Origin of the sequence: Novosphingobium aeonii, assembly GCF_052279045.1 — a bacterium.
Lineage (GTDB): Bacteria > Pseudomonadota > Alphaproteobacteria > Sphingomonadales > Sphingomonadaceae > Novosphingobium.
On record NZ_CP176832.1, the window covers coordinates 791,360 to 818,341 of the forward strand.

Sequence of the window (26,982 nt, forward strand, 5' to 3'; positions counted from 1 at the left end):
GCTCCTGGGAAAATGCGGCCTGAAGTCTTGCTTTCTCATAAGCGGCGGCGCGCCCGATGGCAATTTGCCCTCGCTGCGGTTACAGAGCGCGCTTGAGGGAGCGGCGAAGGCCGGGGTGCGCACGTCATTCGGCGTTAACGAAAGAGTCTCCAAGGGGCAGGTCATGAGCAGACAGTTCTTCGGCACCGACGGTATCCGCGGTCGCACCAACCACGGCGCGATGACCGCCGCCATCGCCATGAAGGTCGGCCAGGCGGCCGGCACCCGGTTCCTGCGCGGCACGCACCGGCACCGCGTGGTGATCGGCAAGGACACGCGCCTTTCTGGCTACATGCTGGAAAACGCGATGGTCGCGGGCTTTACCAGCGTGGGCATGGACGTGGTCCTGCTGGGACCGATGCCGACCCCGGCGGTCGCCCTGCTCACCCGCGAACTGCGCGCCGATGTGGGCGTGATGATCTCGGCCAGCCATAACCCTTACGAGGACAACGGCATCAAGCTGTTCGGCCCGGACGGCTTCAAGCTTTCCGACGAGGACGAACTGGCGATCGAGGCCATGCTCGGTCAGGAAATCCCGCTCGCCGCATCGGAAGACATCGGCCGGGCCCGCCGTATCGACGATGCGCGCGGCCGCTACATCCACGCGGTCAAGCGCTCGCTGCCGGAGGCCGTGCGGCTGGACGGGCTGAAGATCGCGGTCGATTGCGCAAACGGCGCGGCCTATCAGGTTGCCCCGTCGGCGTTCTGGGAACTGGGCGCCGAAGTGGTGGCCGTGGGCGTCACGCCCAATGGCCGCAACATCAACGCCAAGTGCGGTTCCACCCATGTCGAACTGCTTCAGGAAACCGTGGTCTCCTCGGGCGCCGATATCGGCATTGCGCTCGATGGCGATGCCGACCGCCTGATCGTGGTGGACGAGAAGGGCAAGACCGTGGACGGCGACCAGATCATGGCGCTGATCGGCACCCAGCTGGCCGCGCGCGGCGCCCTGCGCGGCGGCGGCGTGGTGGCAACGGTCATGTCGAACCTCGGCCTCGAACGCTATCTGCAAGGGCAGGGGCTGACCCTCGAACGGACCAAGGTGGGCGACCGCCACGTCCTCGAACGCATGCGGGCGGGTGGTTTCAACCTGGGCGGCGAACAGTCGGGTCACATGATCCTGCTCGATCATGCCACCACGGGCGATGGCACCGTGGCCGCGCTCCAGGTGCTGGCCGCGCTCGTCCAGTCGGGCAAGCGGGCGAGCGAACTGCTCCACCTGTTCGACCCGGTGCCGCAGCTTCTGCGCAATGTGCGCTTCTCGGGCGGGCAGCCGCTGGAAGCCGCCAGCGTGAAGAGCGCGATCGCCGATGCCGAAGCCTCGCTCAACGGCAGCGGGCGCCTCGTCATCCGCGCCTCGGGCACCGAGCCGCTGATTCGCGTGATGGCGGAAGGCGACGATGCCGGGCAAGTGGAGGCCGCCGTGGCCGCGATCTGCGCCGCGGTGGAAAAGGCCGCCGCCTGACCCTTCGACAAGCTCGGGATGAGCGGGAGATCTTGAATGCTTGAAATGCGCCCTGACTGCGAACGCTGCGGCACCGACCTTCCGGCCGATGCCCCCGGCGCGTTCATCTGCAGCTTCGAATGCACTTACTGCGCGGAATGCGCGGACGATCTCGACGAGCTTTGCCCCAATTGCGGCGGCGAACTGCTCGACCGGCCGACGCGGGCGAAGCGGCACTTCGATTCCGCGCCGCCTTCGAAGGAGCGCAGGTTCAAGGGGTAGAACAGGAAAGGCAGGGGATCATCCCCCGGGACTGCCCCCTTTCTCTTCTCTCGACACCGCTCCCGCCACGCGGCAAGGGAGCGCCATGATCACACCGCCCCGCATTCTCTCCATTGCCGGTTCCGACAGTTCCGGCGGTGCCGGTATCCAGGCCGATATCAAGACCATCGTGATGCTCGGCGGTTATGCCATGACCGCGATCACCGCGATCACCGCGCAGAATACCTGCGGGGTGACGGACGTGGTGGCGCTCTCGCCCGAGATGGTGGCGGCGCAGATCGACGCCTGTCTTGGCGACATCGGCGTGGATGCGGTGAAGATCGGCATGCTCGGCAGCCCCGAGATCGCCCATGTCGTGGCGGAGCGGCTGGAAGCGCTGAACGTGCCGGTGGTGTTCGATCCGGTGATGATCTCGACGAGCGGCTCCGTTCTTGCCGATGCGGCCACGATCGAGGCGTTCGAGCGGCTCATGGCGCTGGCCACGCTGACCACGCCGAACGTGCCCGAACTGGCGGCGCTGGGCGGTGACAGGGCGATGGCTGCGCGGGGCGTGTCCTATATCGCCAAGGGCGGCGATGCCGAAGGTCCGATCGTGGAGGACAGGTTGCTGCGGCCCGGCGAACTGCCGCTTTCGTGGACGGCATCGCGCATCGAGACGCGCCATACGCACGGCACCGGCTGCACTTTTTCCAGCGCCATCGCGACCTTCATGGGGCAGGGGGCAGGGCTGGAAGCGGCGATCGTCAGCGCCCGCGACTATGTGCGCGCCGCCCTGCTCAATGCGCCCGGTTTCGGTGCAGGGCACGGCCCGCTCGGGCATCACGTCAGGGGGTAGCGGGCAGACCCGGGGGCCTGCCCGCCCGATGCTTCAGCAGCAGTCCAGATCGTAGAACTTCTGGACCACGTTCCAGCCTTCGTCGGCGGTTTCGCACCAGTGGAACAGCTTGAGGTCGGCGGCATTGATCACGCCTTCCTCGGCCAGCGCCTCGAAGTTGACGACGCGTTCCCAGAACTCCCGGCCGTAGAGCAGGATCGGCAGCGGCTTCATCTTGCCGGTCTGGATCAGGGTCAGCAGTTCGAAGAACTCGTCGAACGTGCCGAAGCCGCCGGGGAACACCGCCACCGCGCGGGCGCGCAGCAGGAAGTGCATCTTGCGCAGCGCGAAGTAGTGGAACTGGAAGGACAGGCGCGGCGTCACGTAGGGATTGGGCGCCTGCTCGTGCGGGAGCACGATGTTGAGGCCCAGCGTCTCCGCGCCCACTTCGCGCGCGCCGCGGTTGGCCGCTTCCATGATCGAGGGGCCGCCGCCCGAGCAGACCACGAACTGGCGCATGCCCTTTTCCACCACCGAGCACTGGCTGGCGAGGCGGGCAAGCTTGCGGGCTTCCTCGTAGTACTTCGCCTTGGCGACGAGGCGTTCGGCGACCTTCTTTTCCTGATCGGTCTTGGCGCGGGCGAGCACTTCGTCGCACTGGTCGGGCGAGGGGATGCGGGCGGAGCCGTACATCACCATGGTCGAGCCGATATTGGCTTCTTCCAGCAGCATCTCGGTCTTGAGCAGTTCGAGCTGGAAGCGAACCGGGCGCAGTTCGTCGCGCAGCAGGAACTCGGTGTCCTGGAAGGCGAGGCGGTAAGCCGGGTTCTGGGTCTGGATGGTGCCTTCCTGCGCATCGGCGAAGGTGGCTTCCTGCTCCGCCTTGTAGAAGCGGCGGTTGGTGACTTTCTTGTCTTCTTTTTCGGTCATCTGCATTCCATGGCCGCTGGGAGGCGCGGCGTCGAGATATAAGGATTTAAGTAAGATACGGTTGCACGCAAGCCTTGCGCTCGCCTAGCCTGGATTCATGTCGAACCAGAAACTTACGCGGCGCTCCGCTCTGGCGGGCCTTGGTGCGGCGGCGGCCGTTGCCGCATTTCCCGCGCTTCCGGCGATTTCCGCGCCCCTGCGCAAGCTGGTGAAACCGCCGCGCCTGCGCGAGGGCGACGTGCTGGGCCTCGTCGCTCCGGCGCGGTTCGTGGGGGACCGGTTCGGCCTCGATTCGATCATGAGCACCGTGCGCGCCATGGGGCTGGAGCCGAAGGCGGCGCCGCATGTGCTTGAGCGGGAAGGCTACCTTGCCGGTTCCGACGCGGCGCGGGCGGGCGATCTCATGGCCATGTTCGCCGATCCCAAGGTGCGGGGAATCATGTCGGTGGCGGGCGGCTGGGGGTGTGCCCGGCTCCTGCCGCTGCTCGATTTTGACCGGATCGCCGCCAGTCCCAAGCTGTTCGCGGGCTTCAGCGACAATACCGCCCTGCATCTCGCTTTCGCCGCGCGAACCGGCGTGGCGTCGATCCACGGCCCCAATGCTGCCGCCTCCTGGCCGCCTGCGGCCTGGGAATCGTTCCATGCGCTGGCTTTCGAAGGGGCCACGCCGACCTGGCAGGTACCGCAGGGCGCGGGCGCGAACCTCGCGGGGCGGGGCAAGGATCTGCGCACGTTCCACGGCGGCAAGGCACGGGGGCGGCTGCTGGGCGGCAACCTCACCGTGCTTTCGGCGCTGGTGGGCACGCCCTACCTGCCCGACTTCACCGGCGCGGTGCTGTTCATCGAGGACACCAACGAATCCGAGTACCGGATCGACCGCATGCTCACCCAGCTCTCCCTGGCGGGGATGTTCGACAAAGTGGCGGGCGTGGTCTTCGGCCAGTGCACCGGCTGCCAGAACCCGGATGGCGGCTATTCCAATTTCACGATCTACGAAGTGCTTGACCGCCAGTTCTCCGGGCTTCGGGTGCCTGCCTTCCAGGGGCTCCAGATCGGCCACATCGCCGCGCAGGTCAGCGTGCCGGTAGGCCTGCCGGTGGAAATCGACGCCGATGCCGGCACCATGCGCCTGCTGGAGCCGGCCGTTACCTGAAACGGTGCAGGCCATCATCGCGCGGGTGCGCCTGCACTTGAGGCACGGGGAAGTGGCTGTTATCGCGGGGCCATGTCCAACTGTGACCTGTGTGTCGTTCGGAACCGGGCGATCTGTTCATCCCTCGATGCGAAGGAGCTCGAAGCGCTCAACGCCATCGGGCGCACCCGCACGATCCAGCCCGGCGAATCGCTGATCTGGGAAGGCGAGGATTCGGTTCTCGTCGCGAACGTGATCGACGGCGTGCTCAAGCTGTCCACCAACACCGAGGACGGGCGGGAGCAGATCGTCGGCGTGGTCTATCCGTCCGACTTCATCGGCCGGCCCTTCGGCGGCACCAGCGGCCACGGGGCCACGGCGCTGACCGAGGCGAAGGTCTGCGTGTTCTCCCGCCGCGATTTCGATGCCTTTGCGCGCGAACATCCGGCGCTGGAGCACAAGCTGCTGGAGCGTACGCTGGCCGAGCTTGACCGCACGCGCCGCTGGATGCTGCTGCTGGGTCGCAAGTCCGCCTCCGAAAAGCTGGCGAGCTTCCTGATCGAGATGGCGGAGCGGCTCGAGGTGCCGGGTTGCACGTGGAACTTCGAAGAACCGGGCCAGCGCCGCGTGACGCTGCCGTTCTCCCGCCAGCAGATCGCCGACGTGCTCGGCCTCACCATCGAGACGGTGAGCCGCCAGTTCACCCGGCTCAAGAACGATCGCGTGATCGACCTGCCTTCCCGCCGGGAGGTGACGATCCTCGATTACGAGGTGCTGGTGGCCGAGGCCGGCTGAGCATACCGAAAGCGCCGTACCGGCCCCTTCGCCAGCCCGGACAGGACAAAAAAAGGGCGGCCCCGAGAGGCCGCCCTTCCTTTTTCTGCTCGGAAGAACCCGAGAAGAAGATTACTTGAGCTCGACGGTGCCGCCGGCTTCTTCGATCTTCTTCTTGATGTCTTCGGCTTCAGCCTTGTTGACGCCTTCCTTGACGGCCTTGGGAGCGCCTTCAACGAGAGCCTTGGCTTCAGCGAGGCCCAGACCGGTGATGGCGCGGACTTCCTTGATGACCTGGATCTTCTTGCCACCGTCGCCGGTGAGGATGACGTCGAATTCGGTCTGCTCTTCAGCGGCAGCGGCTTCGCCGGCCGGGGCAGCAGCCACGGCAACGGCAGCAGCGGCGGAAACGCCCCATGCTTCTTCGAGAGCCTTGGCGAGGTCAGCGGCCTCGAGGACGGTCAGCTGCGACAGTTCTTCAACAAGCTTGGCGATATCGGCCATGATAATAACTCCTGATCTGTGGTCCCGGGGTGCAGGATGCGATCCACCGGGATAAATCGAAACGAATAGAATTGCTTAGGCTTGGCCCTTCGCGATCTTACGAAAAATCGCTCGGGGCTTGAGCTCAAGCAGCCTTGTCGGCGTAGGCAGCGAAGACGCGCGCCAGCTTGGCCGCCGGAGCGGTCTGAAGCTGGGCGATCTTGGTCGCCGGAGCCTGAACGAGGCCGATGAGCTTGGCGCGCAGTTCGTCGAGCGAGGGCATCGAGGCGAGAGCCTTGACACCATCGGCGTTCAGAACCTGCGAACCCATCGCGCCGCCGACGATCTCGATCTTGTCGGTCGTCTTGGCGAATTCGACGACGGCCTTGGCAGCCGCGACGGGGTCGACCGAAGTCGCGATAGCCGTCGGGCCGTTGAGGAAGTCGCCGATACCGACATAGTCGGTGTCCGCGATGGCAAGCTTGGCAAGACTGTTCTTCGCAACCTTGTAAGTCGCGCCCGCATCACGAATCTTGCCGCGCAGGGCGGTGGACTGAGCCACCGACATGCCGAGGTTGCGGGTGATGACCACCACGCCGACCTCGTTGAAGACCGCGTTGAGAGTGGCGACCGAATCGGCTTTCTGCGAACGATCCATGCCTTACTCCTTCACATGTGACCGCTTGGGACTTGCATCCCGCACGGCCGGCTACGTTTGTCCGAAGCGCTGATGCACTTCGGGCGGGTCCGTTTGCGATGGGGAAGGAGTTCTTCGTGCCGAAGCCCGAATATGGCACCACGCTTCGAAAAGGAGCGAGGGCCGGAAAATTTCCTGTTCCCCGTCTAGGCTGGAAATTAAGCTCTCGCAGATCGAGGGCACCAACTGTCTCGGACGGATGAACGATGGGCCGGGGCCCAACGGTTCGAGCGCGCCTCTGAAGGAAAGCGCGCCCGGAGTCAAGTAATCTCGGTTTGCAGGATCAGTCTGGCAGGGTCAGTCCGGCTGGGCTTCCGGTTCCGGCGTTTCCGGCGCGCCATATCCCAGCAGGTCGCCAGGCTGGCAGTCCAGTTCCCGGCAGATCGCCTCCAGCGTGGAGAAGCGGATCGCCTTGGCCTTGCCGGTCTTGAGGATCGAGAGGTTGGCCAGGGTGATGCCGATGCGTTCCGCCAGTTCGGTCAGCGTCATGCGGCGGGCGTAGAGCAGGTCGTCGAGCTTGACCACGATATTGCCTCCTTCGTTGCCGTCTTCGGCCATCATACGGTCCCTTCCAGTTCGGCGCGCATTTCCGAGCCCTTGCGGAACACGCGTGCCAGAATGAACAGGATCAGCATCAGCAGCAGGCCGTTGCCCGAGATTCCGCCCATGCCCTCGAGATCGGTATGGCCTTCGCCGATCCGGTTGACCCACGCGCCGAGCCCGGAAAGCGGCAGGCCGATGAGCTGCACTACGAGGCTGAGCCATGCCATCTGCGTGAGCCGCCGGGCATTGTCCGGCACGAAGGGGTCGCCCTCGCCCACGGTGCCGACGATGCGCTTGAGCAACTGAAAGATCCGGAACAGGACGCCGCACAGGATCGCGGCAAAGACCAGGATACCGCTGACCGCCCAGAAGAACTGCGGCGTGACGAGCGGCATCTCCCGCGCAAGTTCGACCGAGATGTCGTTCTGGAAGAACAGCAGCAGCGGGATGGCCACAAGGCAGGCGGCGACGGCGATGGCCATCGTGGCCATCAGGAACCACAGTAGGCCCTTGGCGATGGCGAGCAGCGGATCGCGGGTGATCGAGTTCATGGTGGAAGGCATTGTCCGGGTCCCCCTGGTTGTTCGTTCTGTGGTTCGCGAAATTACATCAGCGCCGGGGTGATCGGCGCCGCGAGCACGATCACGTCGTTTCCGGCGGTGGCGGCGGCTTCGGCGGGCGTGGAAACGGTGGGGAGCCAGAAGGCGGCCATGAGGACCGCGGCCAGGACAACGGCGAGAGGGCGTGAAGCCGATGAGGTGTTCGAGAGGGTCATGTTCGTTCTCCGATATGCTTGATATCGATATTCAATAAGCGCGATTCGCCTTATCGTCAATCGATAATATCGAAAAACAATATGTGCCTGATTGTATTTCGAGAAATCCGTCTTCCGCGACCGCTTGCGGGGCAAGGCCGGGCGGCGCCGGTGGCGGAGGCACGGAAAAGCGGGGCGACTCCCGAGGGAATCGCCCCGCATTGGGACCGGTCCGCCGCGCAGGGGTTACGGCGGAGTCGGCGTCAGGCGTCGACCGGTTCTTGTTGTTCGGCCCTGGAGGGTGGGGAGGGCTTGGTCGTGGGCCTGTAGGTGCGCCAGTCGAAAGGCTTGCCCTGGGTCTGCAGGTGCTCGCGGTGTTGCAGGATCAGCCGCGCGCGGCGCATCCGGGCCTTGTGCGAGGTGAACGGGTTTGCGGCGTCGGGCGGCGCGGCCACCATGGTTTCGAGCAGGGCCTGACGGTCCTCGCCAAGCGGAACCGGGCCTTGCGCGGCGGGGATGGCGGTAGCGGCGGGCGGCGCAATCTCCGCGCCTCGCGGATGCACTGCCGTGGCGGGATAGGCCTCGATCTCGTCGGCGTAGTCCGGGCTGGTGTAGTCGGGGCTGGCGTAGTCCGGCTCGATCCGGTCCTGCCTGCGGCGCAGGGTCATGAGCGCGATCCCGGCGCCGGCCACGCCGAGCGCGGCGAGCAGACCGACGATGCCCTCCACCGGGAGGCGATCCGAGGCGGGGCTGTCATTCGCGGCTTGCGGTGCGGCTGCGGGCGGAGGAGTGGCCGGGACATCGCCTGTCGTGGCCGGAGCCGGCGCCGCGTCCCCCTGTGCCAGGGCGCCGTCCCGCGCAGTTCCGGCATCGGATGCGGTGGGAACGCGGGTGGGTTCGGGCGGCGAACGGGTGACTGCGGTGGCGGCGCTCGTCGTGCGGGCCTGTCTGGTTGCGGGTTCGCGAGCCGGGGCCGCCTGTTCAGCCGGGGCGGCGACAGGAACAGCGGCGACAGGGACTGGCGTGGCCGCCTCTACGGCCGGCGGAGCGGGCGTATCGGCCGCCGGTTCCGAGCCCAGATCCGGCAGGACAAGCGTCGGCACGGCCGAAGGTACGGCGGACGGCGGGGGCGCTGGCTCCGCCGGCACGGCAATTGTCGGTGCGGCTGCGTCGGGCAGTGGCGGTGATACCGCTTCCTGCGCGAAGGCAGGGGCGGAAGTGAACGCGAGGACGGCGGCAATCGCCGTAAGCGCGACATGCGAGCGGGGGGCGTGAGCTTTTTCCATGCATGTCCAATGCGGGAAATGCGACGAAGTTACCCGACAACTTGTGAATTCGCGGCGAAACGAAGCAAATAGGACGACGAATTGCTGGGTTGTGTGCGCATGATACTCATGAATGATTTTTTCCTAATAAATAACATTTCAAAATGAAAACGCGTTGTTCATTTGGCGTTCACGATTTTGGCATCTGTCGCCGCTGCCTTGATTGGTTGCGGCAATGGCCTTGTCGGCTCGTCATCTGTTTTCGGGGCGAGGCGGGGTTTGACACCATGGTCCCGCACTCCTATATGACGCCCTCGCTCGATCGCTTCGAGCAAGGCATGTCCATGCGCGGGGACATGCCCGGGAAGGAAGCGGAACGAGTTCATCTGACGCAGAAGGCTGCTGGCCGCATCGGTAAAACCTCAGGGTTTCCGCGCGTGCCGTGCGGCCTTTTGGTGTTTCGGATAAGCGGACAAGACGTCCTCGCGAAGACGAAATTACTCGGGCCGGTCCTTTCGAATCGGCCCTCAGAAGCGAAGAGGCAAAGACCAGGTCATGGCCACCAAGCCCGTCGATAACCGCCGCTCCGTCAAGAAGCGGATCCGCAAGATCTTTGGCGACATCCACGAAGTCGTCCAGATGCCGAACCTCATCGAGGTCCAGCGCGAGAGCTACGAACAGTTCCTGCGCTCGAACCCGGCGACGGGCTACGTCTCGGGCCTCGAGAAGACCCTGCGTTCGGTCTTCCCGATCCGCGACTTCGCCGGCACCAGCGAACTCGACTTCGTCCACTACGAGCTGGAAGAGCCGAAGTACGACGTGACCGAGTGCCGCCAGCGCGGCATCACTTATGCGGCCCCGATGAAGGTCACTCTGCGCCTCATCGTGTTCGAAGTGGACGCCGAGACCGAGACCCGCTCGGTCCTCGATATCAAGGAGCAGGACGTCTACATGGGCGACATGCCCCTGATGACGGAAAACGGCACCTTCTTCATCAACGGCACCGAGCGCGTCATCGTCTCGCAGATGCACCGTTCGCCGGGCGTCCTTTTCGACCATGACCGCGGCAAGACCCACTCCTCGGGCAAGTTCCTCTTCGCTGCCCGCGTGATCCCCTACCGTGGTTCGTGGCTCGACTTCGAGTTCGACGCCAAGGACATCGTGAACGTGCGTATCGACCGCAAGCGCAAGCTGCCGGTCACCGCGCTGCTTTACAGCCTCGGCCTCGATAGCGAGCAGATCCTCGACTATTTCTACCAGACCGTGACCTGGAAGCGTGGCTCGGGCGGCTGGCAGCTGCCTTACCAGCCCGAAGCATGGCGCGGCGCCAAGCCCGCCTTCGACATCGTCGACGCCAAGTCGGGTGAAGTCGTGTTCGCGGCCGGCCAGAAGATCAGCCCGCGTGCCGCCAACAAGGCGCAGAAGGACGGTCTTGAGGAACTCCTCATCCCGACCGAGGAAATCTTCGGCCGCTATTCGGCCAAGGATCTGATCGACGAGTCGACCGGACGCATCTACATCGAGGCCGGTGACGAAGTGTCGCCGGAGAACCTCGAAGCGCTCGACCGCGCGGGCATCGACCAGATCGACCTGCTCGACATCGACGACGTGAACACCGGTCCCTGGATCCGCAACACGATGAAGGCCGACAAGGCCGAAAACCGCGACATGGGTCTGGAAGCGATCTACAAGGTCATGCGTCCGGGCGAACCGCCGACGAAGGAAACCGCCGAAGCTCTCTTCGCCGGCCTGTTCTTCGACGCCGATCGCTACGACCTCTCGGCCGTGGGTCGCGTCAAGCTGAACATGCGTCTCGGCCTCGAAGTCGAGGATACCGTCACCACCCTGCGCACCGACGACATTCTCGCGGTCGTGAAGGAACTGGTCGGCCTCAAGGACGGCAAGGGCGAAATCGACGACATCGACAACCTCGGCAACCGCCGCGTGCGTTCGGTGGGCGAGCTGCTGGAAAACCAGTACCGCGTCGGCCTGCTCCGCATGGAGCGCGCCGTGAAGGAGCGCATGTCGTCGGTCGACGTGTCGACGGTCATGCCGAACGACCTCATCAACGCCAAGCCCGCCGTGGCCGCCGTTCGCGAGTTCTTCGGTTCCTCGCAGCTCTCGCAGTTCATGGACCAGACCAACCCGCTGTCGGAAGTCACCCACAAGCGCCGCGTTTCGGCCTTGGGCCCGGGTGGTCTTACCCGTGAGCGCGCCGGCTTCGAAGTCCGCGACGTTCACCCGACCCACTATGGTCGTATCTGCCCGATTGAAACGCCGGAAGGCCCGAACATCGGTCTGATCAACTCGCTCTCGACCTTCGCCCGCGTCAACAAGTACGGCTTCATCGAAACGCCGTATCGCCGCGTGGTGGACGGTCATGTGTCGGGCGAGGTCGTCTACCTCTCGGCCATGGAAGAGCAGAAGCACACCGTCGCGCAGGCTTCGGCCGGACTGAACGCGGACGGCTCCTTCGTCGAGGAACTCGTCTCGGCTCGCCAGAACGGCGAATTCGTGATGAGCCCGCGCGATCAGATCACGCTGATGGACGTTTCGCCCAAGCAGCTCGTCTCGGTGGCCGCCTCGCTCATTCCGTTCCTGGAAAACGACGACGCCAACCGCGCACTCATGGGCTCGAACATGCAGCGTCAGGCCGTGCCGCTCGTGAAGGCGGACGCTCCGTTCGTCGGCACCGGCATGGAAGAGACGGTGGCGCGCGATTCGGGCGCCGCGATCTCGGCGCTGCGCGCCGGTATCGTCGACCAGGTCGATGCCACCCGTATCGTCATCCGCGCCTCGGGCGATATCGAACCCGGCAAGTCGGGCGTCGACATCTACCGCCTGCAGAAGTTCGAACGCTCGAACCAGTCGACCTGCATCAACCAGCGTCCGCTGGTGAAGGTGGGCGAAGTGGTCCAGGCCGGCGATACCATCGCCGACGGTCCGTCGACCGAGTTCGGCGAACTGGCGCTGGGCCGCAACGTGCTCGTCGCGTTCATGCCCTGGAACGGCTACAACTACGAAGACTCCATCCTCATCTCCGAGCGGATCGTGAAGGAAGACGTCTTCACCTCGATCCACATCGACGAGTTCGAGGTCATGGCCCGCGACACCAAGCTGGGTCCGGAAGACATCACCCGCGACATCCCGAACGTCGGCGAGGAAGCCCTGCGCAACCTCGACGAAGCGGGCATCGTCTACATCGGCGCCGAAGTGCACCCGGGTGACATCCTGGTCGGCAAGATCACGCCGAAGGGCGAAAGCCCGATGACGCCGGAAGAAAAGCTCCTGCGCGCCATCTTCGGTGAAAAGGCTTCGGACGTCCGCGACACCTCGCTGCGTCTGCCGCCGGGCGTTTCGGGAACGATCGTCGACGTGCGCGTCTTCAACCGCCACGGCATCGAGGTCGACGACCGTACCCGCGCGATCCAGAACGAGGAAATCGAACGCCTCGCCAAGGACCGCGAGGACGAACGTGCGATCCTCAACCGCGCCACCTACAACCGTCTGAAGGACATGCTCCTCGGCCAGGTCGCCGCTTCGGCGCCCAAGGGCATCAAGAAGGGCGTGGACATCACCGACGAGGTGCTGGACGAGGTCGAGCGTCACGAATGGTGGAAGTTCGCGGTTGCGGACGATCACATGCAGTCGCAGCTCGAAGCGGTGAAGACCCAGTACGACCTCACCGTCAAGGCGATCCAGGAGAAGTTCGAGGACCGCAAGGAGAAGCTGGAACGCGGTGACGAACTCGCGCCCGGCGTGCTCAAGATGGTCAAGGTCTTCGTGGCCGTGAAGCGCAAGCTTCAGCCGGGCGACAAGATGGCCGGCCGTCACGGTAACAAGGGTATCATCAGCCGCATCCTGCCGCTGGAAGACATGCCCTTCCTCGAGGACGGTACGCCTGTCGACTTCGTGCTGAACCCGCTGGGCGTGCCTTCGCGCATGAATGTCGGTCAGATCTTCGAGACGCACCTTGGCTGGGCCGCCCGCGGCCTCGGCAAGCGCATCGGCGCGGCTCTGGACGATTGGCGTGCAGCCAATCCGAACCCGGAAGCCGGCCAGCCGCCCGAAGCGGTTCGCGAGCTGCTCAAGGAAGTCTACGGCGACAACTACACCGCGGAGATCGACGCGCGCACTGACGAGCAGATCGTCGAGTTCGCCGGTGCCGTCCGTCTGGGCGTGCCGATGGGTTCGCCGGTGTTCGACGGCGCGGTCGAGAAGGATGTCACCGACATGCTGCGTCTCGCCGGTCTCGACGAGTCGGGCCAGGTGGACCTGTACGACGGCCGCACCGGCGACCGCTTCGACCGCAAGGTCACTGTCGGCTGCAAGTACGTGCTCAAGCTGCACCACCTTGTCGACGACAAGATCCACGCGCGTTCGATCGGCCCCTACTCGCTCGTCACCCAGCAGCCGCTGGGCGGTAAGGCGCAGTTCGGTGGCCAGCGCTTCGGTGAAATGGAGGTCTGGGCTCTCCAGGCCTACGGCGCGGCGTACACTCTGCAGGAAATGCTCACGGTTAAGTCGGACGACGTTGTCGGCCGCACCAAGGTCTACGAAGCGATCGTCAAGGGCGACGACACCTTCGAGGCCGGCATTCCCGAGAGCTTCAACGTGCTCGTCAAGGAAATGCGCTCGCTGGGTCTCAACGTCGAACTCTCGTCGATCGATACCGACGACGACGGCGTGGCGATCGCGGCGGAATAACGGGATCGGGCGGAGCCTTCGCGCTCCGCCCTGCCTGCCCCGCGCCCAGAGAATTTACCCTCCAGAGGGACTGAAACTATGAACGACCTGTCCAAGTTCACGAACCAGATGGCGAAGCCCGAGACGTTCGACCAGATCCAGATCGGTCTGGCGAGCCCCGAGCGCATCCGCTCCTGGTCCTTCGGCGAAATCAAGAAGCCGGAAACCATCAACTACCGTACGTTCAAGCCTGAGCGTGACGGCCTCTTCTGCGCCCGCATCTTCGGTCCCGTGAAGGACTACGAATGCCTTTGCGGCAAGTACAAGCGCATGAAGTACAAGGGCGTCGTCTGCGAAAAGTGCGGCGTCGAAGTCACCGTGACCAAGGTGCGCCGCGAGCGCATGGGCCACATCGAACTGGCCGCGCCGGTTGCGCACATCTGGTTCCTCAAGTCGCTGCCGTCGCGCATCGGCCTGCTGCTCGACATGCAGCTCAAGCAGCTTGAGCGCGTCCTCTACTTCGAGAGCTACATCGTCATCGAGCCGGGCCTGACCCCGCTCGAGAAGTACCAGCTCCTCACCGAAGACGAGATGCTCGACGCGCAGGACGAGTATGGCGAAGACGCCTTCTCGGCCGGTATCGGCGCCGAGGCGGTGAAGCACATGCTCATCAACCTCGACCTCGAGCAAGAGCGTGCGGACCTTCTCCAGGAACTTGAGACGACCAAGTCGGAACTCAAGCCCAAGAAGATCATCAAGCGCCTCAAGGTCGTGGAATCGTTCATCGATTCGGGCAACCGTCCCGAGTGGATGATCCTTGAGGTCGTGCCGGTCATCCCGCCGGAACTGCGTCCGCTGGTGCCGCTGGACGGCGGCCGCTTCGCGACGTCGGACCTCAACGACCTCTATCGCCGCGTCATCAACCGCAACAACCGCCTGAAGCGCCTGATCGAGCTGCGCGCGCCGGACATCATCGTCCGCAACGAAAAGCGCATGCTCCAGGAAGCCGTTGACGCCCTGTTCGACAACGGCCGCCGCGGCCGCGTCATCACCGGCGCCAACAAGCGTCCGCTGAAGTCGCTGTCCGACATGCTCAAGGGCAAGCAGGGCCGCTTCCGTCAGAACCTTCTCGGCAAGCGCGTCGACTATTCGGGCCGTTCGGTCATCGTGACCGGTCCGGAACTCAAGCTGCACCAGTGCGGCCTGCCCAAGAAGATGGCGCTCGAGCTGTTCAAGCCGTTCATCTACGCCCGTCTGGATGCCAAGGGTCTTTCGATGACCCTGAAGCAGGCCAAGAAGTGGGTCGAGAAGGAGCGCAAGGAAGTCTGGGACATCCTCGACGAAGTCATTCGTGAGCACCCGGTCATGCTGAACCGCGCGCCCACGCTTCACCGTCTCGGCATTCAGGCCTTCGAGCCCGTGCTGATCGAAGGCAAGGCGATCCAGCTGCACCCGCTCGTCTGCTCGGCCTTCAACGCCGACTTCGACGGTGACCAGATGGCCGTCCACGTGCCGCTCTCGCTGGAAGCCCAGCTTGAAGCGCGCGTGCTGATGATGTCCACCAACAACATCCTGTCGCCGGCGAACGGCAAGCCGATCATCGTTCCTTCGCAGGACATGGTTCTCGGTCTGTACTACCTGTCGATGGACCGCACCGGCGAGCCGGGCGAAGGCATGAAGTTCGCGGACATGGCCGAAGTGCATCAGGCACTTCACGTCGGCGCCGTGACGCTGCACTCGAAGATCGAGGCCCGCGTGCCGCAGACCGACGAGAACGGCGGTCAGTACATGAAGCGCTTCGAGACCACTCCGGGCCGCATGCTGCTGGGCGAATGCCTGCCGAAGTCGCACACGGTGCCCTTCGACGTCGTCAACCGCCTTCTGACCAAGAAGGAAATCGGTGACGTCATCGATCAGGTCTACCGTCACACCGGCCAGAAGGACACGGTGCTGTTTGCCGACGCGATCATGTCGCTCGGCTTCCGCAACGCGTTCAAGGCGGGCATCTCCTTCGGCAAGGATGACATGATCATCCCGGATTCGAAGGAAGCGCTCGTGGGCGAGACCAAGGAACTGGTCGCCGATTACGAGCAGCAGTACCAGGACGGCCTCATCACCCAGCAGGAAAAGTACAACAAGGTGATCGACGCCTGGAGCCGTTGCGGCGACCAGGTGGCGAACGCCATGATGGAAGAGCTGAAGGCCCAGCCGATCGATCCCGAAACGGGCCGCATGGCCCAGATCAACTCGATCTACATGATGAGCCACTCCGGTGCGCGTGGTAGCCCGGCGCAGATGAAGCAGCTTGGCGGTATGCGCGGCCTCATGGCCAAGCCGTCGGGCGAGATCATCGAAACGCCGATCATCTCGAACTTCAAGGAAGGTCTGACCGTTCTTGAATACTTCAACTCGACCCACGGCGCCCGTAAGGGCCTGGCCGACACGGCACTGAAGACGGCGAACTCGGGTTACCTGACCCGCCGTCTGGTCGACGTGTCGCAGGACTGCGTCGTCGTGATCGAGGATTGCGGTACCGAGCGCGCGCTGGAAATGCGTTCGATCGTGCAGGGCGGTTCCACCATCGCCTCGCTCGCCGAGCGTATCCTGGGCCGTACCCTGGCCGAGGACATCGTCGACAAGGAAGGCAATGTCGTTGCCGCCAAGGGCCAGCTCCTCGACGAAGCCGCAGTGGCTGCGATCGAGGCGACCGGCCTGCAGGCTGCCCGCATCCGTTCGCCGCTGGTCTGCGAAGCCCAGCAGGGCGTCTGCGGCAAGTGCTACGGCCGTGACCTGGCGCGTGGTACTCCGGTCAACATCGGTGAAGCTGTCGGCGTCATCGCCGCGCAGTCGATCGGTGAACCGGGCACGCAGCTCACCATGCGTACCTTCCACATCGGCGGCGCCGCCCAGCTCAACGAAACCAGCCACCTGGAATCGATGTGCGACGGTAAGGTCGAGTATCGCGATATCCCGACGATCGTCGACAAGCGCGGTCGTCGCCTGTCGCTCGCCCGTAACGGCGAAATCGTGGTCTATGACAGCGAAGGCCGCGAGCGCGCCATGCACCGCGTGCCTTACGGTACGGTGCTGCTCCACACCAACGGCGCTTCGGTGAAGGAAGGCGAACGCCTGGCAGAGTGGGATCCGTTCTCGCTGCCGATCATCACCGAAACCTCGGGCGTGGTGAAGTATCAGGACCTCCTGGATACCCGCACCCTGACCGAGCACGTCGACGATGCAACCGGCATGACCAGCCGCGTCGTCACCGAAGACCGTTCGTCGCGCACCGCGAAGAAGAAGGAAGACCTGCGTCCGCGCATCACTCTTCTGGACGATTCGTCGGGTGAAACCGCGCGCTACATGATGGCGCCGGGCACCACCCTCTCGGTCGAGGACGGCCAGACCGTCGAAGCCGGCGACATCATCGCCCGTGCTTCGCGCGAAGCCGCCAAGACCCGCGACATCACCGGCGGTCTGCCGCGCGTTGCCGAACTGTTCGAGGCCCGCAAGCCGAAGGACAACTCGATCATCGCCAAGGTGTCGGGCCGCATCGAGTTCGTGCGTGACTACAAGGCCAAGCGCAAGATCGCGATCATCCCGGAAGAGGGTGAACCGATCGAGTACCTGATCCCGAAGAGCCGCGTGATCGACGTTCAGGAAGGCGACTTCGTGAAGAAGGGCGACAACCTGATCTCCGGTTCGCCCGATCCGCACGACATTCTGGAAGTCCTCGGCGTCGAGGCTCTGGCAGAATATCTCGTTGCGGAAATCCAGGAAGTCTACCGCTTGCAGGGCGTGAAGATCAACGACAAGCACATCGAAACGATCGTTCGTCAGATGCTGCAGAAGGTCGAGATCACGGCCGGTGGCGACACCACCCTGTTGCCGGGCGAACAGGTCGACTACGAGGAAATGTTCGAGATCAACAGCAAGCTTCCCGAGGGCAAGATGCCCGCGGAAGGCAAGCCGGTGCTTCTCGGCATCACCAAGGCGTCGCTCCAGACCCGCTCGTTCATCTCGGCGGCGTCGTTCCAGGAGACCACCCGCGTGCTCACGCAGGCGGCTGTCGAGGGCAAGAAGGACTCGCTCATCGGCCTCAAGGAAAACGTCATCGTCGGCCGCCTCATCCCGGCGGGTACCGGTGCCGGCATGAACCGCGTCCGCGTGGCGGCTACCAGCCGCGACCTCGCGCTGCGTGCGTCCTACCGCCGCATGCAGGAAGCCCTGATCGCCGCCAACACGGCGGAAGAAGAGCATGCAGCCGAACTGGCCCAGGGCCCGGAAGCTGCGATCGGCAACGATCCTCTCGCCGCGGTCGAAGGTGAAACCCATGGTCTGGACGCCGATGCCGGCGATTACCTGATCAAGGGCGACGAGGAGGGCGGCGAGGCGTAAGCCTCTCCCCTCCCGCCACACAGGCAAACTAAAAGCCCCGCCGGATCGCTCCGGCGGGGCTTTTTGCTGGTCCGTCTGTCCGGGGTCAGGCGGTCTTGCGCCGCGCCGCCAGTTCCTCGGGCGAGGGAATGACCTTGCGCAAGTCGGCGATGACGGCATCGGCATCGAGATAGCTGCCGGACATCATCCCCGCATCGCCGGGATTGCCGAAGCGGACGATGCCGCTTTGCGGACGGTTGGGCAGGGAGAGGTAGATGAAGCCGCTGAACCCCCTGGCCTTGGCCAGAAGCGCGCTGTGGAGCAGCAAGGCTTCGGGCTGGGTCATCGCATCGGACCAGATATTGACCACGTAGAACTTCGAATTCCTGATCGGCTCCTTGGCGATCAGTTTCGATTTCTGCGCGTTCCAGACGTCCTTGCTGAGGCGCTCGTAGTCCTTGATCTGCGCGTAAGGCAGGATGTAGGTGAACAGCGTCCGGTTGTTGCCGTCCGTTTCGAGCAGCTTGGCCATCTCGTTCTTCTCTCGCAGGGCCCAGATCTGCTCGGGAGTCTGGGCCAGCGATCCGAAGAGCTGTTCGGGCTTTGCATCCTTCCTGAGCATGGCATTGGTGGCCAGAAGGGCGCCGAAGCTGGGCGAGAGCCATTGCGAGCGGGCTGCGAAATTGCGGCGGGCGTCGTCGACCTTGCCGTCATGGGCGAGCAGCAGGATATCGTAGAGGTCGAGACGCTCGACGATGGCCGACTGGTTCTCCTCCGGTTTTCCCTTGGCTATCAGGGCGTCCATGTTTTCGCGGGCCTTCTTCGCCCGTTCGGCCGCCAATGCCCAGTTTCCGGCCAGTGCATGGGAGATGGCGGCGTTGGCGAGTGGCCAGGAACGCTGTGTATCGCCGTCGAGTTCCGTGAGGAAGCCGATCGTCTCGTCGCGCAGCACGGCAGCTTCGGAGAAGCGTCCCACTTCGTCGAGACGGTCAGCCAGGGCCACGCCGAAAACGCCGGAAATCCGGCTCATGTTGCGATAGTACTGCTCTTCCTCGGTGCTCATGCTGCGCTGGAAGGAGCTATAGGGCCGCGTCGAAATGCCGGCGTAGAAGCTGTAAGGCATGGCCAGCGCGTTGCGCAGGCTGACCTGACGGGCCTCGGCAGGTTGACCCAGGCGCAGCAGGGCCTGGGATTCGAGGAGGTTGAAGGAAAGCCCCATCGAACGGTCGAAGTAGGAATTGCCGATCAGCCCCAGCGCCTGCGCCTCTCCCCGCGCCTTGGCGACATCGGCAAGCGCCGCCTTGTAGTCCTTGGCTTCGAACTGGTGGACTGCCCGGGCGAGGATCAGCGGCAGGCGGCGCAGGCCGTTGGTTTCCTCTTTGGGATCGTCGAGCAGCTTGCTGCAGGCCGCCACGCCGCGTTCGGCAAGCAGCCGCTTCGAGGGATTGCCAGCCTCGGGCGGAGGGGCGAACAGGGCCAGTAGCGTGACCGCGCCCAGAAGCCGCGCAAAGCTTTCCGCGCCGGTGATGTTGTTGGGTTGGCCGTCGCACCGCAGATAGAGCGAGCCGTATTTCTTCACGTCCTCGGGAAGGACGGACAGCGGATCGGCAGGTCCCTTGTCCCTGGTGTCGTTGATCGTCGGAGCCGGCGGTGCGATGCTGCCCGCATCGAGCGCCGTTTGAGCCGTTGCGCTCGTCGTGCAGACGAGCGCGGTCGCCAGCAGCAGGGCTGCCGAAGCCTTTGATTTCAAGATTTCCCCCTTTTGTAGTCGCGGCCACTGGATAACGCTGGGGCTGGGGATACGGCAAGACGCAAGAAGGCGCGCGCGGACGCAGAGCGGGGCGCTGTGTTCGACGGGGCGCGGAATCCGTCCGACCTGCGACATGGCCCCGCCGCGCCGGCGCCGCTAGAAAGGCGCCATCCCGCTCAGGCAAAGCACTTTGGCAAGGCATGGACAGGTTATGAGCAGCCCCGAATCGAAACTCGTCCCGGCCGTCATGGCCTCGATCATTGCCATGGCCACTTTCGTGGTCTGGTCCGGGTTCTCGGGGCTGGGCGCCTGATCCGGCACCGTTGATGCAGGTTGTCGCGCCCCTTGGGAGCGCGACAATGCGGGCTTACTCCGCCGCCTGAGCCTCGGCCGCGTTGGCGGCTTCGATCTCGGCAGCCTTGGCTTCCACCAGCCTCACGATGTGGTCGAGCATTTCCTCGGACTGCACGACGTGGTCGGTCACGCCCGAGAGATAGACCATGTGCTTGCCGTTGCCGCCGCCGGTGAGGCCGATGTCGGTCTCGCGCGCTTCGCCCGGGCCGTTCACCACGCAGCCGAGCACGGACAGTGAGATCGGCGTCTTGATGTGCTGGAGGCGGTCTTCCAGCGCCTCCACCGTGCGGATCACGTCGAACCCCTGGCGGGCGCACGACGGGCAGGAGACGACGCGCACGCCGCGCGTGCGCAGGCCCAGCGCCTTGAGCATCTCGAAGCCGACGCGGACTTCCTCTTCCGGCTCGGCTGAGAGTGAGACGCGCAGGGTGTCGCCAATCCCGGACCAGAGCAGCATGCCCATGCCGATCGAGGATTTCACGGTGCCGCCGATCAGCCCGCCCGCCTCGGTGATGCCAAGGTGCAGGGGGCAGTCCACCGCGTCTGCAAGCCCTTGATAGGCGGCCACGGCGAGGAACACGTCGCTGGCCTTCACCGCCACCTTGTACTCGTGGAAATCGTGGTCCTGAAGCAGCTTGATATGGTCGAGCGCCGATTCGACCAGCGCTTCGGGGCAGGGCTCGCCGTATTTTTCCAGCAGGTCCTTTTCGAGGCTGCCCGCATTCACGCCGATGCGGATCGCGCAGCCGTTGGCCTTGGCGGCACGCACCACTTCGGCCACGCGGTCGGACGAGCCGATGTTGCCGGGGTTGATGCGCAGGCACGCGGCGCCGGCATCTGCCGCTTCAAGGGCGCGCTTGTAGTGGAAATGGATGTCCGCGATCAGCGGAACGCGGGACGCTCGCACGATTTCGCGCATCGCTGCCGTGCTTTCCACATCGGGGCAGGAGACGCGGATGAGATCGGCCCCGGCATCCTCGCAGCGGCGGATCTGGTCGATCGTCGCCCCGGCGTCGGAGGTCAGGGTGTTGGTCATGGTCTGCACCGTGATCGGGGCATCGCCGCCGACGGGTACATTGCCGACCATGATCTGGCGGCTCTTGCGGCGTTCGATATCGCGCCAGGGACGTATGGAAGACATGGCGCCCCCTATAGGCGCTTGCGGGCGTGGTTTGAAGCACGATTGCGCGGGCGGCGATAAGCCTTTCGGCTTTCGATGCAGGACCGGGGGCAGATGGGCTTGCCACCGGTTTCGCGGCGGATATCGCCAGGGCCTTTTGCGGCCCAGGGATTTCGGGCATCAGGGCCGGCATGAAGGAAGAAGTCCTGAACGATGACAGCGGCGCGCACCTGCCCCTGCTGTTCGGCCGCGTGCTCGATGGCGAAGGCGGAGGCCGGCCGATCGACTGGGACGAAGTGCAGCGCTGGCATCCCACTGCCGCCGAACCGGTGCTGTGGATTCACCTGCTGCGCACGCACCTGGGCGTGCAGGAATGGCTGGAAGACTGGCTGGAACTGACCGAGCCGACCGCCGAACTGCTCACCAGCGACGCCACCCGGCCGCGTGCGTTCCGCGAGGGCCATTCGCTGGTCGCCACCTTGCGCGGCATCAACTTCAATCCGGGCGCGGAGCCGGAGGACATGGTCTCCATGCAGCTCTGGAGCGATGGCGTCCGCGTCGTCACCCTGCGCCGCCTGCCGCTCCAGACCCCGCGCATCGTCTGCAACGAGATCGACAGCGGGATGGGGCCGAACGATGCCGGCGCGCTCGTCACCGCGCTGACCGAGCACATGATCGACCGCATGAGCCACTCGATCATCGACATGAACGACATGATCGACGAACTGGAAGACGAGACGATCGGCAACGATACCGGGGAGATGCTGGACAAGATCGTGGCGGTTCGCCGCAACTGCCTGGCGCTCAAGCGGCACATGTCCCCCCAGCACGAGGCACTGACCAGCATCGCCAACAGCGCGCCTGCCTGGTTCGAGGAGCACGACCGGCGCGAGATCGCCGAGACCATCGCCCGGCTGCGCCGCCATCTCGACGATCTCGACATCAGCAAGGAAAGCGCCGTGGTCCTGCAGGACGATATCCGCGCCCGTGCCGCCGCCAATACGCAGAAGACGCAGTACCTGCTGACGATCGTGGCCGGAATCTTCCTGCCGCTCAGCTTCATCACCGGGCTGCTGGGCATCAACGTGGGGGACATTCCGCTGGCCGCGCCGGGCTCTCACGGGTTCTGGATCATCGTCCTGATGTGCCTGTGCATCTTTGCGGCGGAGATCATGGTGGCGCGCCGGCTCAAGTGGCTTTGAAGCGCGCCGGCCCTCACATCATGCGGGCGAACAGGAATTCCTCGTCGCGCTGCTCGCCGACCATGAAGTGGATGTCGGCAACCTTGCCGAAGCCGTAGCGGGCATAGAACTTCTGCGCGCCCTCGTTGCCGCTCCATACGGAGAGCTGCACTTCGTCAGCGGCGCGTTCCCGCGCGAGGTCGAGCGCCCAGTCCATCAGGCTGGCGCCGATGCCCTGCCCGGTGGCCTCGGGATCGGTATAGAGCTGCTTGAGTTCGATGACCGCGCCGCCGCGCGCATGTTCGGGCCAGCCGCAGTCCAGCACCATCTTGCAATAGCCCAGTAGCCGGTCTTCCTCGACCGCCAGCATGATACGCATCCCGGGATCGGCGATTTCCTTGGCGACTTTCGCCTCGCTGTGCGAATCCTCGAGGAAATTGGCGAGATCCTCGGGCGTGTACATGTGCCCGAACTTCACCACGAAGCTGCGCCTGCCGAGATCGGCGAGTGCGGCGGCATCCTCGGCGGTGGCGGGGCGCAGGTTCATCACAGTTCCTTGGTCATGCAGATCGAGAACGGATCGGGGCGGTAGCCTCCGAAAGGTTCGCATTCGGTGAAGCCGTTGGCGCGGTAGAGGCCGTGCGCGGCGTGGAAGGGTTCGGGGCGCCCGGTTTCCAGGCTCACGCGCGCATAGCCGCGCGCCCGGGCTTCGTCGAGAAGGCGCAGCAGGATCGCCTTGCCGGCGCCCCGGCCCCGATAATCGGGCGCGGCGCGCATCGACTTCAGCTCGCCGTGCCCCTCGCCGAGATGCTTGATCGCCCCGCATCCGGCCAGGCGCTCGCCGTCCCATGCCGAGAAGAACGTCACGTCCGGCTGGCGCAGGCGTTCGGCGGGCATGGCGTGCACGCTTTCGGGCGGCGACCACTGGTGCATTTCATCGAGATGGAGCTGAAGCAGGCCGAGCACCTCGTGCCCGGTCAAGTCGTCCTCGACGATGGTGAAATGGAGAGTCATTCGGGCGCTCCGGAGAACTTGTCAGCCTTGCGGCGGCCCATGCGCATGCCCGCTTCCAGTCGGGCGCGCAACTGGGTGTAATAGGCTTCGAGGAAGGCGCGCTCGTCGTTCCAGCCATCGTTCCGGCCGATCTTCTGCGCGATCGTCTGGTACACGCTTTCCATCGACTGCTGGCGATTCTCGCGCAGCACCCGTTCGAGTGCCTGAAGCTCGAATTCGCCGTAAACCGCCAGTTCCGCGTCCTCGAAGCGGTAGGCGCGGCGCGTGGCAACGGCAGGAAAGTCTTCGTCGCCGCGGGCCATGGGAGGGTTCGGCGCGGCCTCCAGTCCGACCGACAGCGCCGCCTCGAGCTTGCGGCGCGGCCGTTCGAGAACCCAGGTGCCGGCGATCACGTCCCCGGCGCGCAGGGCGTCGCGGTTGAACAGGGGGAACAGCAGGAACAGGGCGAACCACCCGGCGGCGGCGAACCAGCCCATGCTGCTTTCCACCCCGGCCTGCATGATGAAGATCACCGGCAGGAACAGTTCGATATCGCGCAGCAGGTTGCGGGCGATCACCATTTCCGCGGTCAACCGCCCGCCATCGCGCGCGGCGATCCTCATGCCGGCCAGGCGCTTGCCCGGTGTTGCCCCGCGCGGACCCAGCTCGAAAAACAGGAAATAGGCGTTTCGGAACAGGAACATGATGACGATCCAGACGATCACCAGGAACTGCAGGGCATGGCCCAGCGCGTTCTTCGATTCGAGCTGGCGGTCGAACGCGGTCATGCCGCCGGCAATGAAGATCAGCGCGGCCGTCGTGGCCGCGATCAGTACGGCGATGATGACGAGATCGAGGATCAGCGCCCCGGCCCGCGAACCCCGGCTGGCAACGGTGACCGGCACCGTTATGCCTTCCGGCGTCACCAGCATGCGTTCACGGGAGGATCGCCGGTGCGTGAAACGGGTGCGGGTCGCGGATGCGTTCATGCCGCGCGGACCTTGCCCCGATTGCCGCGGAAGGCGAAGAAATAGGCGCTCCACAGCGCCAGCATGAAGCCGCCGACGACGAAGCGGCCGAACGTCTGGTCGATGAGCTGGCGCGCGAAGCCTTCCAGCAGGGCGGCGACGATCAGCATCAGCACCACGCCGGTCATGACCAGCGCGGCACGGCGGCCCGCTTCGGCCGTGGCCTGGAGGATCGGCCGATTGCCCGGAAAGGCGATGGCGCGTCCGATGTGCAGGCCCGCGGCGCCCGCCAGCAGGATCGCGAAAAGCTCGGTGGTGCCGTGGATGGCCAGCCATCCGGCGAAGTCGACCAGCAGCCCCGCACTGTTGTAGAGCCACAGCATCGCTCCCAGCGAGGCCAGATTCTGCACCAGCAGCAGCAGCGAGGGTATGCCGAAGGCGAAGCCCAGCGCGAAGGCGAGGATCGAGACTTGTGCGTTGTTGCTGAAAAGCTGGGCGGCGAACACGCTCATCCCCGGCTGGTCGGTATCGCCGAAGATCGTCTGTCGAAGCGCTTCCGGCGTGGCGCCGGGAACGCGATTGCCCGCCATGTCGCCCACGAGGATCTGGTACCAGTCGGCATCGTGCGAGACGAGCAGCCAGCCCACGGCCGCGCCCGCGATCATGACCGCCAGGGCCACGAGCACATCGATCCAGATCGCCCGCACGGCGGCGCTCCACCCGCCGCCGAGAAAGCCGCGCAGCCAATCCCATAGCGAACTGCGCGGACCGTAGACGACGAACCACGCGCGCTGCACCAGCGCTTCGAGGTAAGCCAGCGTGGCGGCATCGAGCGAGGTTTCGCGCGCGATGGAAAGGCTTGAGGCTACCGTGCGGTAAAGGCCGGGCAGCGCCAGCAGGTCTTCGTCGGAAAGGCGGCGCAAACGGCCTTTTTCCATGCGGGTGACGATCGCCTCCAGCCGCTGCCAGTCGGCCTCGCGCTCCAGCCGGAAGCGGTCGGACCGGAGCGCCGCGCTTTCGAGAGCGAAGATGGCGTTGTCGGGAAGAAGGGTGGCCGCGTTCATCCGATCGCTCCCGATCGCTTGATTTCCAGATAGGCGTCGATCAGCCGCGTGCCGATCGTGTGCCAGGGCGCCTCGAGCACATCGACGCCGAGTTGCTGGAGCCGCCGCGTGACCAGCGCGCGCTGGCGCAGCAGGGTATCGGCGGAGACCGCCATCGACAGCACTTCCATGTCCTCGGGCGGGGCATCGGAGATGGCCTCCAGTTCGTCATCGGCCATGGTCACGAACAGCACGACATGGCGGGAGACGAGGCGGCCAATCGATTCGATCATGAGCTGCGCGCTGGTGGGATCGGCGAATTCGGAGAATACCACGATCAGCGAACGACGTTGCAGCCGCGAAGCCAGCGTCGCCAGCGCGAGCGTGAAGTTGGGCTCTTCCGACCGATATTCGAGGCCGGCGGCCGCCCGCTGGAGGCGGTGGAAATCGCGCGAGGCAGAAACGAAGGGCGTCGCCACTTCGGGGCGCGATGCAAAGCCGAACAGCGAGACGCGGTCTCCGCCCTTCAGTGCGACATAAGCGGCGGCCAGCGCCGCCGAGACCGCGCGGTCGAGCCGGGGCATGCCCTGGATCGGCTCGCACATCGCCTGCCCGCAATCGAAGGCGAAGACGATCTGGTTGTTGCGCTCGGTCTCGTACTCCTTGGCATAGAGATGGACGTGACGGGCCGAGCTTTTCCAGTCGATCCGGCGGCGGTCCATGCCCGGCTGGTATTCCGCCAGCGATTCGAACTGCGTGCCTTCGCCCCGGATGCGGCGGGCGATCAGGCCGAACTGCGCGTCCTTCAGGAAAGTCTGCAAGGCGGGCGAGCGCACGGCCTCGATGTTGGGCCAGACGCGCACGTCCTTGCCGACCGCGCCCCGGAATTGCCGTGCGCCAAGGCCGAGCGGCCCGGTCCAGCGCAGCCAGGCCGTGGAAATCCGGCCGGTGCCGCGCCGCGAAGGGCGGAATGCGAAAGTGCCTTTCCAGGGGGCCTTTCCGGCCGGAACCGGCCGCTCCAGCGGAAACGCGGCGCGGCCGCCCGGCGCGAGGCGGGGATCGCATTCGAGCGCGAGCTCGGCCCGCGCGGCGCGGCGCGGAAGATCCGCCTCGGCGGTGAAGTGCGCGTCCTTGCCCACTTCGATATCGCCGGGGGCCGAGATCCGCAGGTCTTCCATCCCGCCGGCGAGCAGGCCGTCGATCAGGATCAGCACCAGCACCGCGAGGCCGAAGGCCGGCGCCACGACCCATGCCTCGGGCCGCGTCGCGCCGATCACCAGCGCCACCGGCGCGGCGAGCGCCAGCAGCACGGCGGCGCGTGCGGTCGGGACGAGAGGGGCGGAGCGCAGGCTCATC

22 protein-coding genes are annotated in these 26,982 nt (G+C 65.2%); 8 read left to right on the plus strand and 14 right to left on the minus strand.

Features of this window, described 5'->3' with window-relative positions; translation table 11 throughout:
* Positions 1 to 163 precede the first annotated feature (163 nt).
* The 3 genes from glmM (at position 164) to thiD (ending at position 2,600) form a co-directional block, all read left to right on the plus strand.
* Complete coding sequence (glmM, locus tag ACLIMP_RS03985; RefSeq protein WP_132469372.1) at positions 164 to 1,504, plus strand: phosphoglucosamine mutase; 1,341 nt, start codon at positions 164 to 166, stop codon at positions 1,502 to 1,504.
* A 36-nt stretch (positions 1,505 to 1,540) separates the two neighbouring features.
* Positions 1,541 to 1,765 (plus strand): DUF1272 domain-containing protein, encoded by a 225-nt coding sequence (locus tag ACLIMP_RS03990; RefSeq protein WP_054441061.1) that lies wholly within the window; start codon positions 1,541 to 1,543, stop codon positions 1,763 to 1,765.
* Positions 1,766 to 1,850: 85 nt separating this feature from the next.
* Positions 1,851 to 2,600 (plus strand): bifunctional hydroxymethylpyrimidine kinase/phosphomethylpyrimidine kinase, encoded by a 750-nt coding sequence (gene thiD, locus ACLIMP_RS03995; protein WP_324697691.1) that lies wholly within the window; start codon positions 1,851 to 1,853, stop codon positions 2,598 to 2,600.
* A 33-nt stretch (positions 2,601 to 2,633) separates the two neighbouring features.
* Here the strand turns inward: thiD and ACLIMP_RS04000 are convergent, their stop codons facing one another.
* The gene (locus tag ACLIMP_RS04000; protein WP_054441159.1) at positions 2,634 to 3,509 is read right to left on the minus strand and encodes an LOG family protein; all 876 of its coding nucleotides are present in this window, start codon (positions 3,507 to 3,509) and stop codon (positions 2,634 to 2,636) included.
* 97 nt (positions 3,510 to 3,606) lie between these two features.
* On the opposite strand from ACLIMP_RS04000, the gene ACLIMP_RS04005 reads away from it, so the two are divergent.
* Together ACLIMP_RS04005 and ACLIMP_RS04010 are read left to right on the plus strand one after the other, a co-directional pair.
* Positions 3,607 to 4,662, plus strand: a complete 1,056-nt coding sequence (locus ACLIMP_RS04005) for a S66 peptidase family protein (RefSeq protein WP_185998251.1) — start codon at positions 3,607 to 3,609, stop codon at positions 4,660 to 4,662.
* A gap of 72 nt (positions 4,663 to 4,734) precedes the next feature.
* Entirely contained in the window at positions 4,735 to 5,436 is a 702-nt protein-coding gene (locus ACLIMP_RS04010) for a Crp/Fnr family transcriptional regulator (protein ID WP_324697694.1), read from the plus strand.
* Between the two features lie 111 nt (positions 5,437 to 5,547).
* Here ACLIMP_RS04010 and rplL read toward each other — a convergent pair whose 3' ends face one another.
* The 6 genes from rplL to ACLIMP_RS04040 form a co-directional block, all read right to left on the minus strand.
* The gene (rplL, locus tag ACLIMP_RS04015) at positions 5,548 to 5,919 is read right to left on the minus strand and encodes a 50S ribosomal protein L7/L12 (protein WP_185998250.1); all 372 of its coding nucleotides are present in this window, start codon (positions 5,917 to 5,919) and stop codon (positions 5,548 to 5,550) included.
* A 124-nt stretch (positions 5,920 to 6,043) separates the two neighbouring features.
* The gene (rplJ, locus tag ACLIMP_RS04020) at positions 6,044 to 6,556 is read right to left on the minus strand and encodes a 50S ribosomal protein L10 (protein ID WP_132469373.1); all 513 of its coding nucleotides are present in this window, start codon (positions 6,554 to 6,556) and stop codon (positions 6,044 to 6,046) included.
* Positions 6,557 to 6,892: 336 nt separating this feature from the next.
* The gene (locus ACLIMP_RS04025; RefSeq protein ID WP_054441052.1) at positions 6,893 to 7,153 is read right to left on the minus strand and encodes a helix-turn-helix domain-containing protein; all 261 of its coding nucleotides are present in this window, start codon (positions 7,151 to 7,153) and stop codon (positions 6,893 to 6,895) included.
* Positions 7,153 to 7,701, minus strand: a complete 549-nt coding sequence (locus ACLIMP_RS04030) for a DUF2975 domain-containing protein (protein WP_292637309.1) — start codon at positions 7,699 to 7,701, stop codon at positions 7,153 to 7,155. The genes ACLIMP_RS04025 and ACLIMP_RS04030 overlap by 1 nt, the downstream gene beginning before the upstream one ends.
* A gap of 41 nt (positions 7,702 to 7,742) precedes the next feature.
* A complete protein-coding gene (locus ACLIMP_RS04035; RefSeq protein WP_156336802.1) occupies positions 7,743 to 7,913 on the minus strand; it encodes a hypothetical protein in 171 nt (56 codons plus the stop codon).
* A gap of 242 nt (positions 7,914 to 8,155) precedes the next feature.
* A complete protein-coding gene (locus tag ACLIMP_RS04040) occupies positions 8,156 to 9,178 on the minus strand; it encodes a hypothetical protein (protein ID WP_324697699.1) in 1,023 nt (340 codons plus the stop codon).
* A gap of 534 nt (positions 9,179 to 9,712) precedes the next feature.
* On the opposite strand from ACLIMP_RS04040, the gene rpoB reads away from it, so the two are divergent.
* Both rpoB and rpoC read left to right on the plus strand, forming a co-directional pair.
* Positions 9,713 to 13,864, plus strand: a complete 4,152-nt coding sequence (gene rpoB, locus ACLIMP_RS04045; protein WP_054441046.1) for a DNA-directed RNA polymerase subunit beta — start codon at positions 9,713 to 9,715, stop codon at positions 13,862 to 13,864.
* 78 nt (positions 13,865 to 13,942) lie between these two features.
* Entirely contained in the window at positions 13,943 to 18,238 is a 4,296-nt protein-coding gene (gene rpoC / locus ACLIMP_RS04050) for a DNA-directed RNA polymerase subunit beta' (RefSeq protein WP_132469375.1), read from the plus strand.
* 85 nt (positions 18,239 to 18,323) lie between these two features.
* On the opposite strand, the gene ACLIMP_RS04055 is transcribed toward rpoC, so the two are convergent.
* Positions 18,324 to 19,967 (minus strand): hypothetical protein, encoded by a 1,644-nt coding sequence (locus ACLIMP_RS04055; protein ID WP_324697702.1) that lies wholly within the window; start codon positions 19,965 to 19,967, stop codon positions 18,324 to 18,326.
* A 367-nt stretch (positions 19,968 to 20,334) separates the two neighbouring features.
* Positions 20,335 to 21,462 (minus strand): flavodoxin-dependent (E)-4-hydroxy-3-methylbut-2-enyl-diphosphate synthase, encoded by a 1,128-nt coding sequence (ispG, locus tag ACLIMP_RS04060; RefSeq protein WP_054441040.1) that lies wholly within the window; start codon positions 21,460 to 21,462, stop codon positions 20,335 to 20,337.
* A 170-nt stretch (positions 21,463 to 21,632) separates the two neighbouring features.
* On the opposite strand from ispG, the gene ACLIMP_RS04065 reads away from it, so the two are divergent.
* The gene (locus tag ACLIMP_RS04065; RefSeq protein WP_054441038.1) at positions 21,633 to 22,643 is read left to right on the plus strand and encodes a CorA family divalent cation transporter; all 1,011 of its coding nucleotides are present in this window, start codon (positions 21,633 to 21,635) and stop codon (positions 22,641 to 22,643) included.
* Positions 22,644 to 22,656: 13 nt separating this feature from the next.
* On the opposite strand, the gene ACLIMP_RS04070 is transcribed toward ACLIMP_RS04065, so the two are convergent.
* The 5 genes from ACLIMP_RS04070 to ACLIMP_RS04090 are packed head-to-tail and all read right to left on the minus strand — an operon-like array spanning position 22,657 to position 26,981.
* The gene (locus ACLIMP_RS04070) at positions 22,657 to 23,169 is read right to left on the minus strand and encodes a GNAT family N-acetyltransferase (RefSeq protein WP_324697705.1); all 513 of its coding nucleotides are present in this window, start codon (positions 23,167 to 23,169) and stop codon (positions 22,657 to 22,659) included.
* Positions 23,169 to 23,636, minus strand: coding sequence for a GNAT family N-acetyltransferase (locus ACLIMP_RS04075; protein ID WP_054441034.1), 468 nt, complete (start codon positions 23,634 to 23,636; stop codon positions 23,169 to 23,171). The genes ACLIMP_RS04070 and ACLIMP_RS04075 overlap by 1 nt, the downstream gene beginning before the upstream one ends.
* The gene (locus ACLIMP_RS04080; protein WP_185998245.1) at positions 23,633 to 24,604 is read right to left on the minus strand and encodes an RDD family protein; all 972 of its coding nucleotides are present in this window, start codon (positions 24,602 to 24,604) and stop codon (positions 23,633 to 23,635) included. Before ACLIMP_RS04080 ends, ACLIMP_RS04075 begins: the two co-directional genes overlap by 4 nt.
* Positions 24,601 to 25,647 (minus strand): stage II sporulation protein M, encoded by a 1,047-nt coding sequence (locus ACLIMP_RS04085; protein WP_324697709.1) that lies wholly within the window; start codon positions 25,645 to 25,647, stop codon positions 24,601 to 24,603. Before ACLIMP_RS04085 ends, ACLIMP_RS04080 begins: the two co-directional genes overlap by 4 nt.
* A complete protein-coding gene (locus ACLIMP_RS04090; RefSeq protein WP_324697712.1) occupies positions 25,644 to 26,981 on the minus strand; it encodes a DUF58 domain-containing protein in 1,338 nt (445 codons plus the stop codon). Before ACLIMP_RS04090 ends, ACLIMP_RS04085 begins: the two co-directional genes overlap by 4 nt.
* Position 26,982 lies beyond the last annotated feature (1 nt).

What these genes read in the sequence shown, in the direction of transcription:
- glmM (WP_132469372.1), top strand. Translation starts at nt 164, where the DNA reads ATGAGCAGACAGTTCTTCGGCACCGACGGTATCCGCGGTCGCACCAAC.
- ACLIMP_RS03990 (WP_054441061.1), top strand. Translation starts at nt 1,541, where the DNA reads ATGCTTGAAATGCGCCCTGACTGCGAACGCTGCGGCACCGACCTTCCG.
- thiD (WP_324697691.1), top strand. Translation starts at nt 1,851, where the DNA reads ATGATCACACCGCCCCGCATTCTCTCCATTGCCGGTTCCGACAGTTCC.
- ACLIMP_RS04000 (WP_054441159.1), bottom strand. Translation starts at nt 3,509, where the DNA reads ATGACCGAAAAAGAAGACAAGAAAGTCACCAACCGCCGCTTCTACAAG.
- ACLIMP_RS04005 (WP_185998251.1), top strand. Translation starts at nt 3,607, where the DNA reads ATGTCGAACCAGAAACTTACGCGGCGCTCCGCTCTGGCGGGCCTTGGT.
- ACLIMP_RS04010 (WP_324697694.1), top strand. Translation starts at nt 4,735, where the DNA reads ATGTCCAACTGTGACCTGTGTGTCGTTCGGAACCGGGCGATCTGTTCA.
- rplL (WP_185998250.1), bottom strand. Translation starts at nt 5,919, where the DNA reads ATGGCCGATATCGCCAAGCTTGTTGAAGAACTGTCGCAGCTGACCGTC.
- rplJ (WP_132469373.1), bottom strand. Translation starts at nt 6,556, where the DNA reads ATGGATCGTTCGCAGAAAGCCGATTCGGTCGCCACTCTCAACGCGGTC.
- ACLIMP_RS04025 (WP_054441052.1), bottom strand. Translation starts at nt 7,153, where the DNA reads ATGGCCGAAGACGGCAACGAAGGAGGCAATATCGTGGTCAAGCTCGAC.
- ACLIMP_RS04030 (WP_292637309.1), bottom strand. Translation starts at nt 7,701, where the DNA reads ATGCCTTCCACCATGAACTCGATCACCCGCGATCCGCTGCTCGCCATC.
- ACLIMP_RS04035 (WP_156336802.1), bottom strand. Translation starts at nt 7,913, where the DNA reads ATGACCCTCTCGAACACCTCATCGGCTTCACGCCCTCTCGCCGTTGTC.
- ACLIMP_RS04040 (WP_324697699.1), bottom strand. Translation starts at nt 9,178, where the DNA reads ATGGAAAAAGCTCACGCCCCCCGCTCGCATGTCGCGCTTACGGCGATT.
- rpoB (WP_054441046.1), top strand. Translation starts at nt 9,713, where the DNA reads ATGGCCACCAAGCCCGTCGATAACCGCCGCTCCGTCAAGAAGCGGATC.
- rpoC (WP_132469375.1), top strand. Translation starts at nt 13,943, where the DNA reads ATGAACGACCTGTCCAAGTTCACGAACCAGATGGCGAAGCCCGAGACG.
- ispG (WP_054441040.1), bottom strand. Translation starts at nt 21,462, where the DNA reads ATGTCTTCCATACGTCCCTGGCGCGATATCGAACGCCGCAAGAGCCGC.
- ACLIMP_RS04065 (WP_054441038.1), top strand. Translation starts at nt 21,633, where the DNA reads ATGAAGGAAGAAGTCCTGAACGATGACAGCGGCGCGCACCTGCCCCTG.
- ACLIMP_RS04070 (WP_324697705.1), bottom strand. Translation starts at nt 23,169, where the DNA reads ATGAACCTGCGCCCCGCCACCGCCGAGGATGCCGCCGCACTCGCCGAT.
- ACLIMP_RS04075 (WP_054441034.1), bottom strand. Translation starts at nt 23,636, where the DNA reads ATGACTCTCCATTTCACCATCGTCGAGGACGACTTGACCGGGCACGAG.
- ACLIMP_RS04080 (WP_185998245.1), bottom strand. Translation starts at nt 24,604, where the DNA reads ATGAACGCATCCGCGACCCGCACCCGTTTCACGCACCGGCGATCCTCC.
- ACLIMP_RS04085 (WP_324697709.1), bottom strand. Translation starts at nt 25,647, where the DNA reads ATGAACGCGGCCACCCTTCTTCCCGACAACGCCATCTTCGCTCTCGAA.
- ACLIMP_RS04090 (WP_324697712.1), bottom strand. Translation starts at nt 26,981, where the DNA reads ATGAGCCTGCGCTCCGCCCCTCTCGTCCCGACCGCACGCGCCGCCGTG.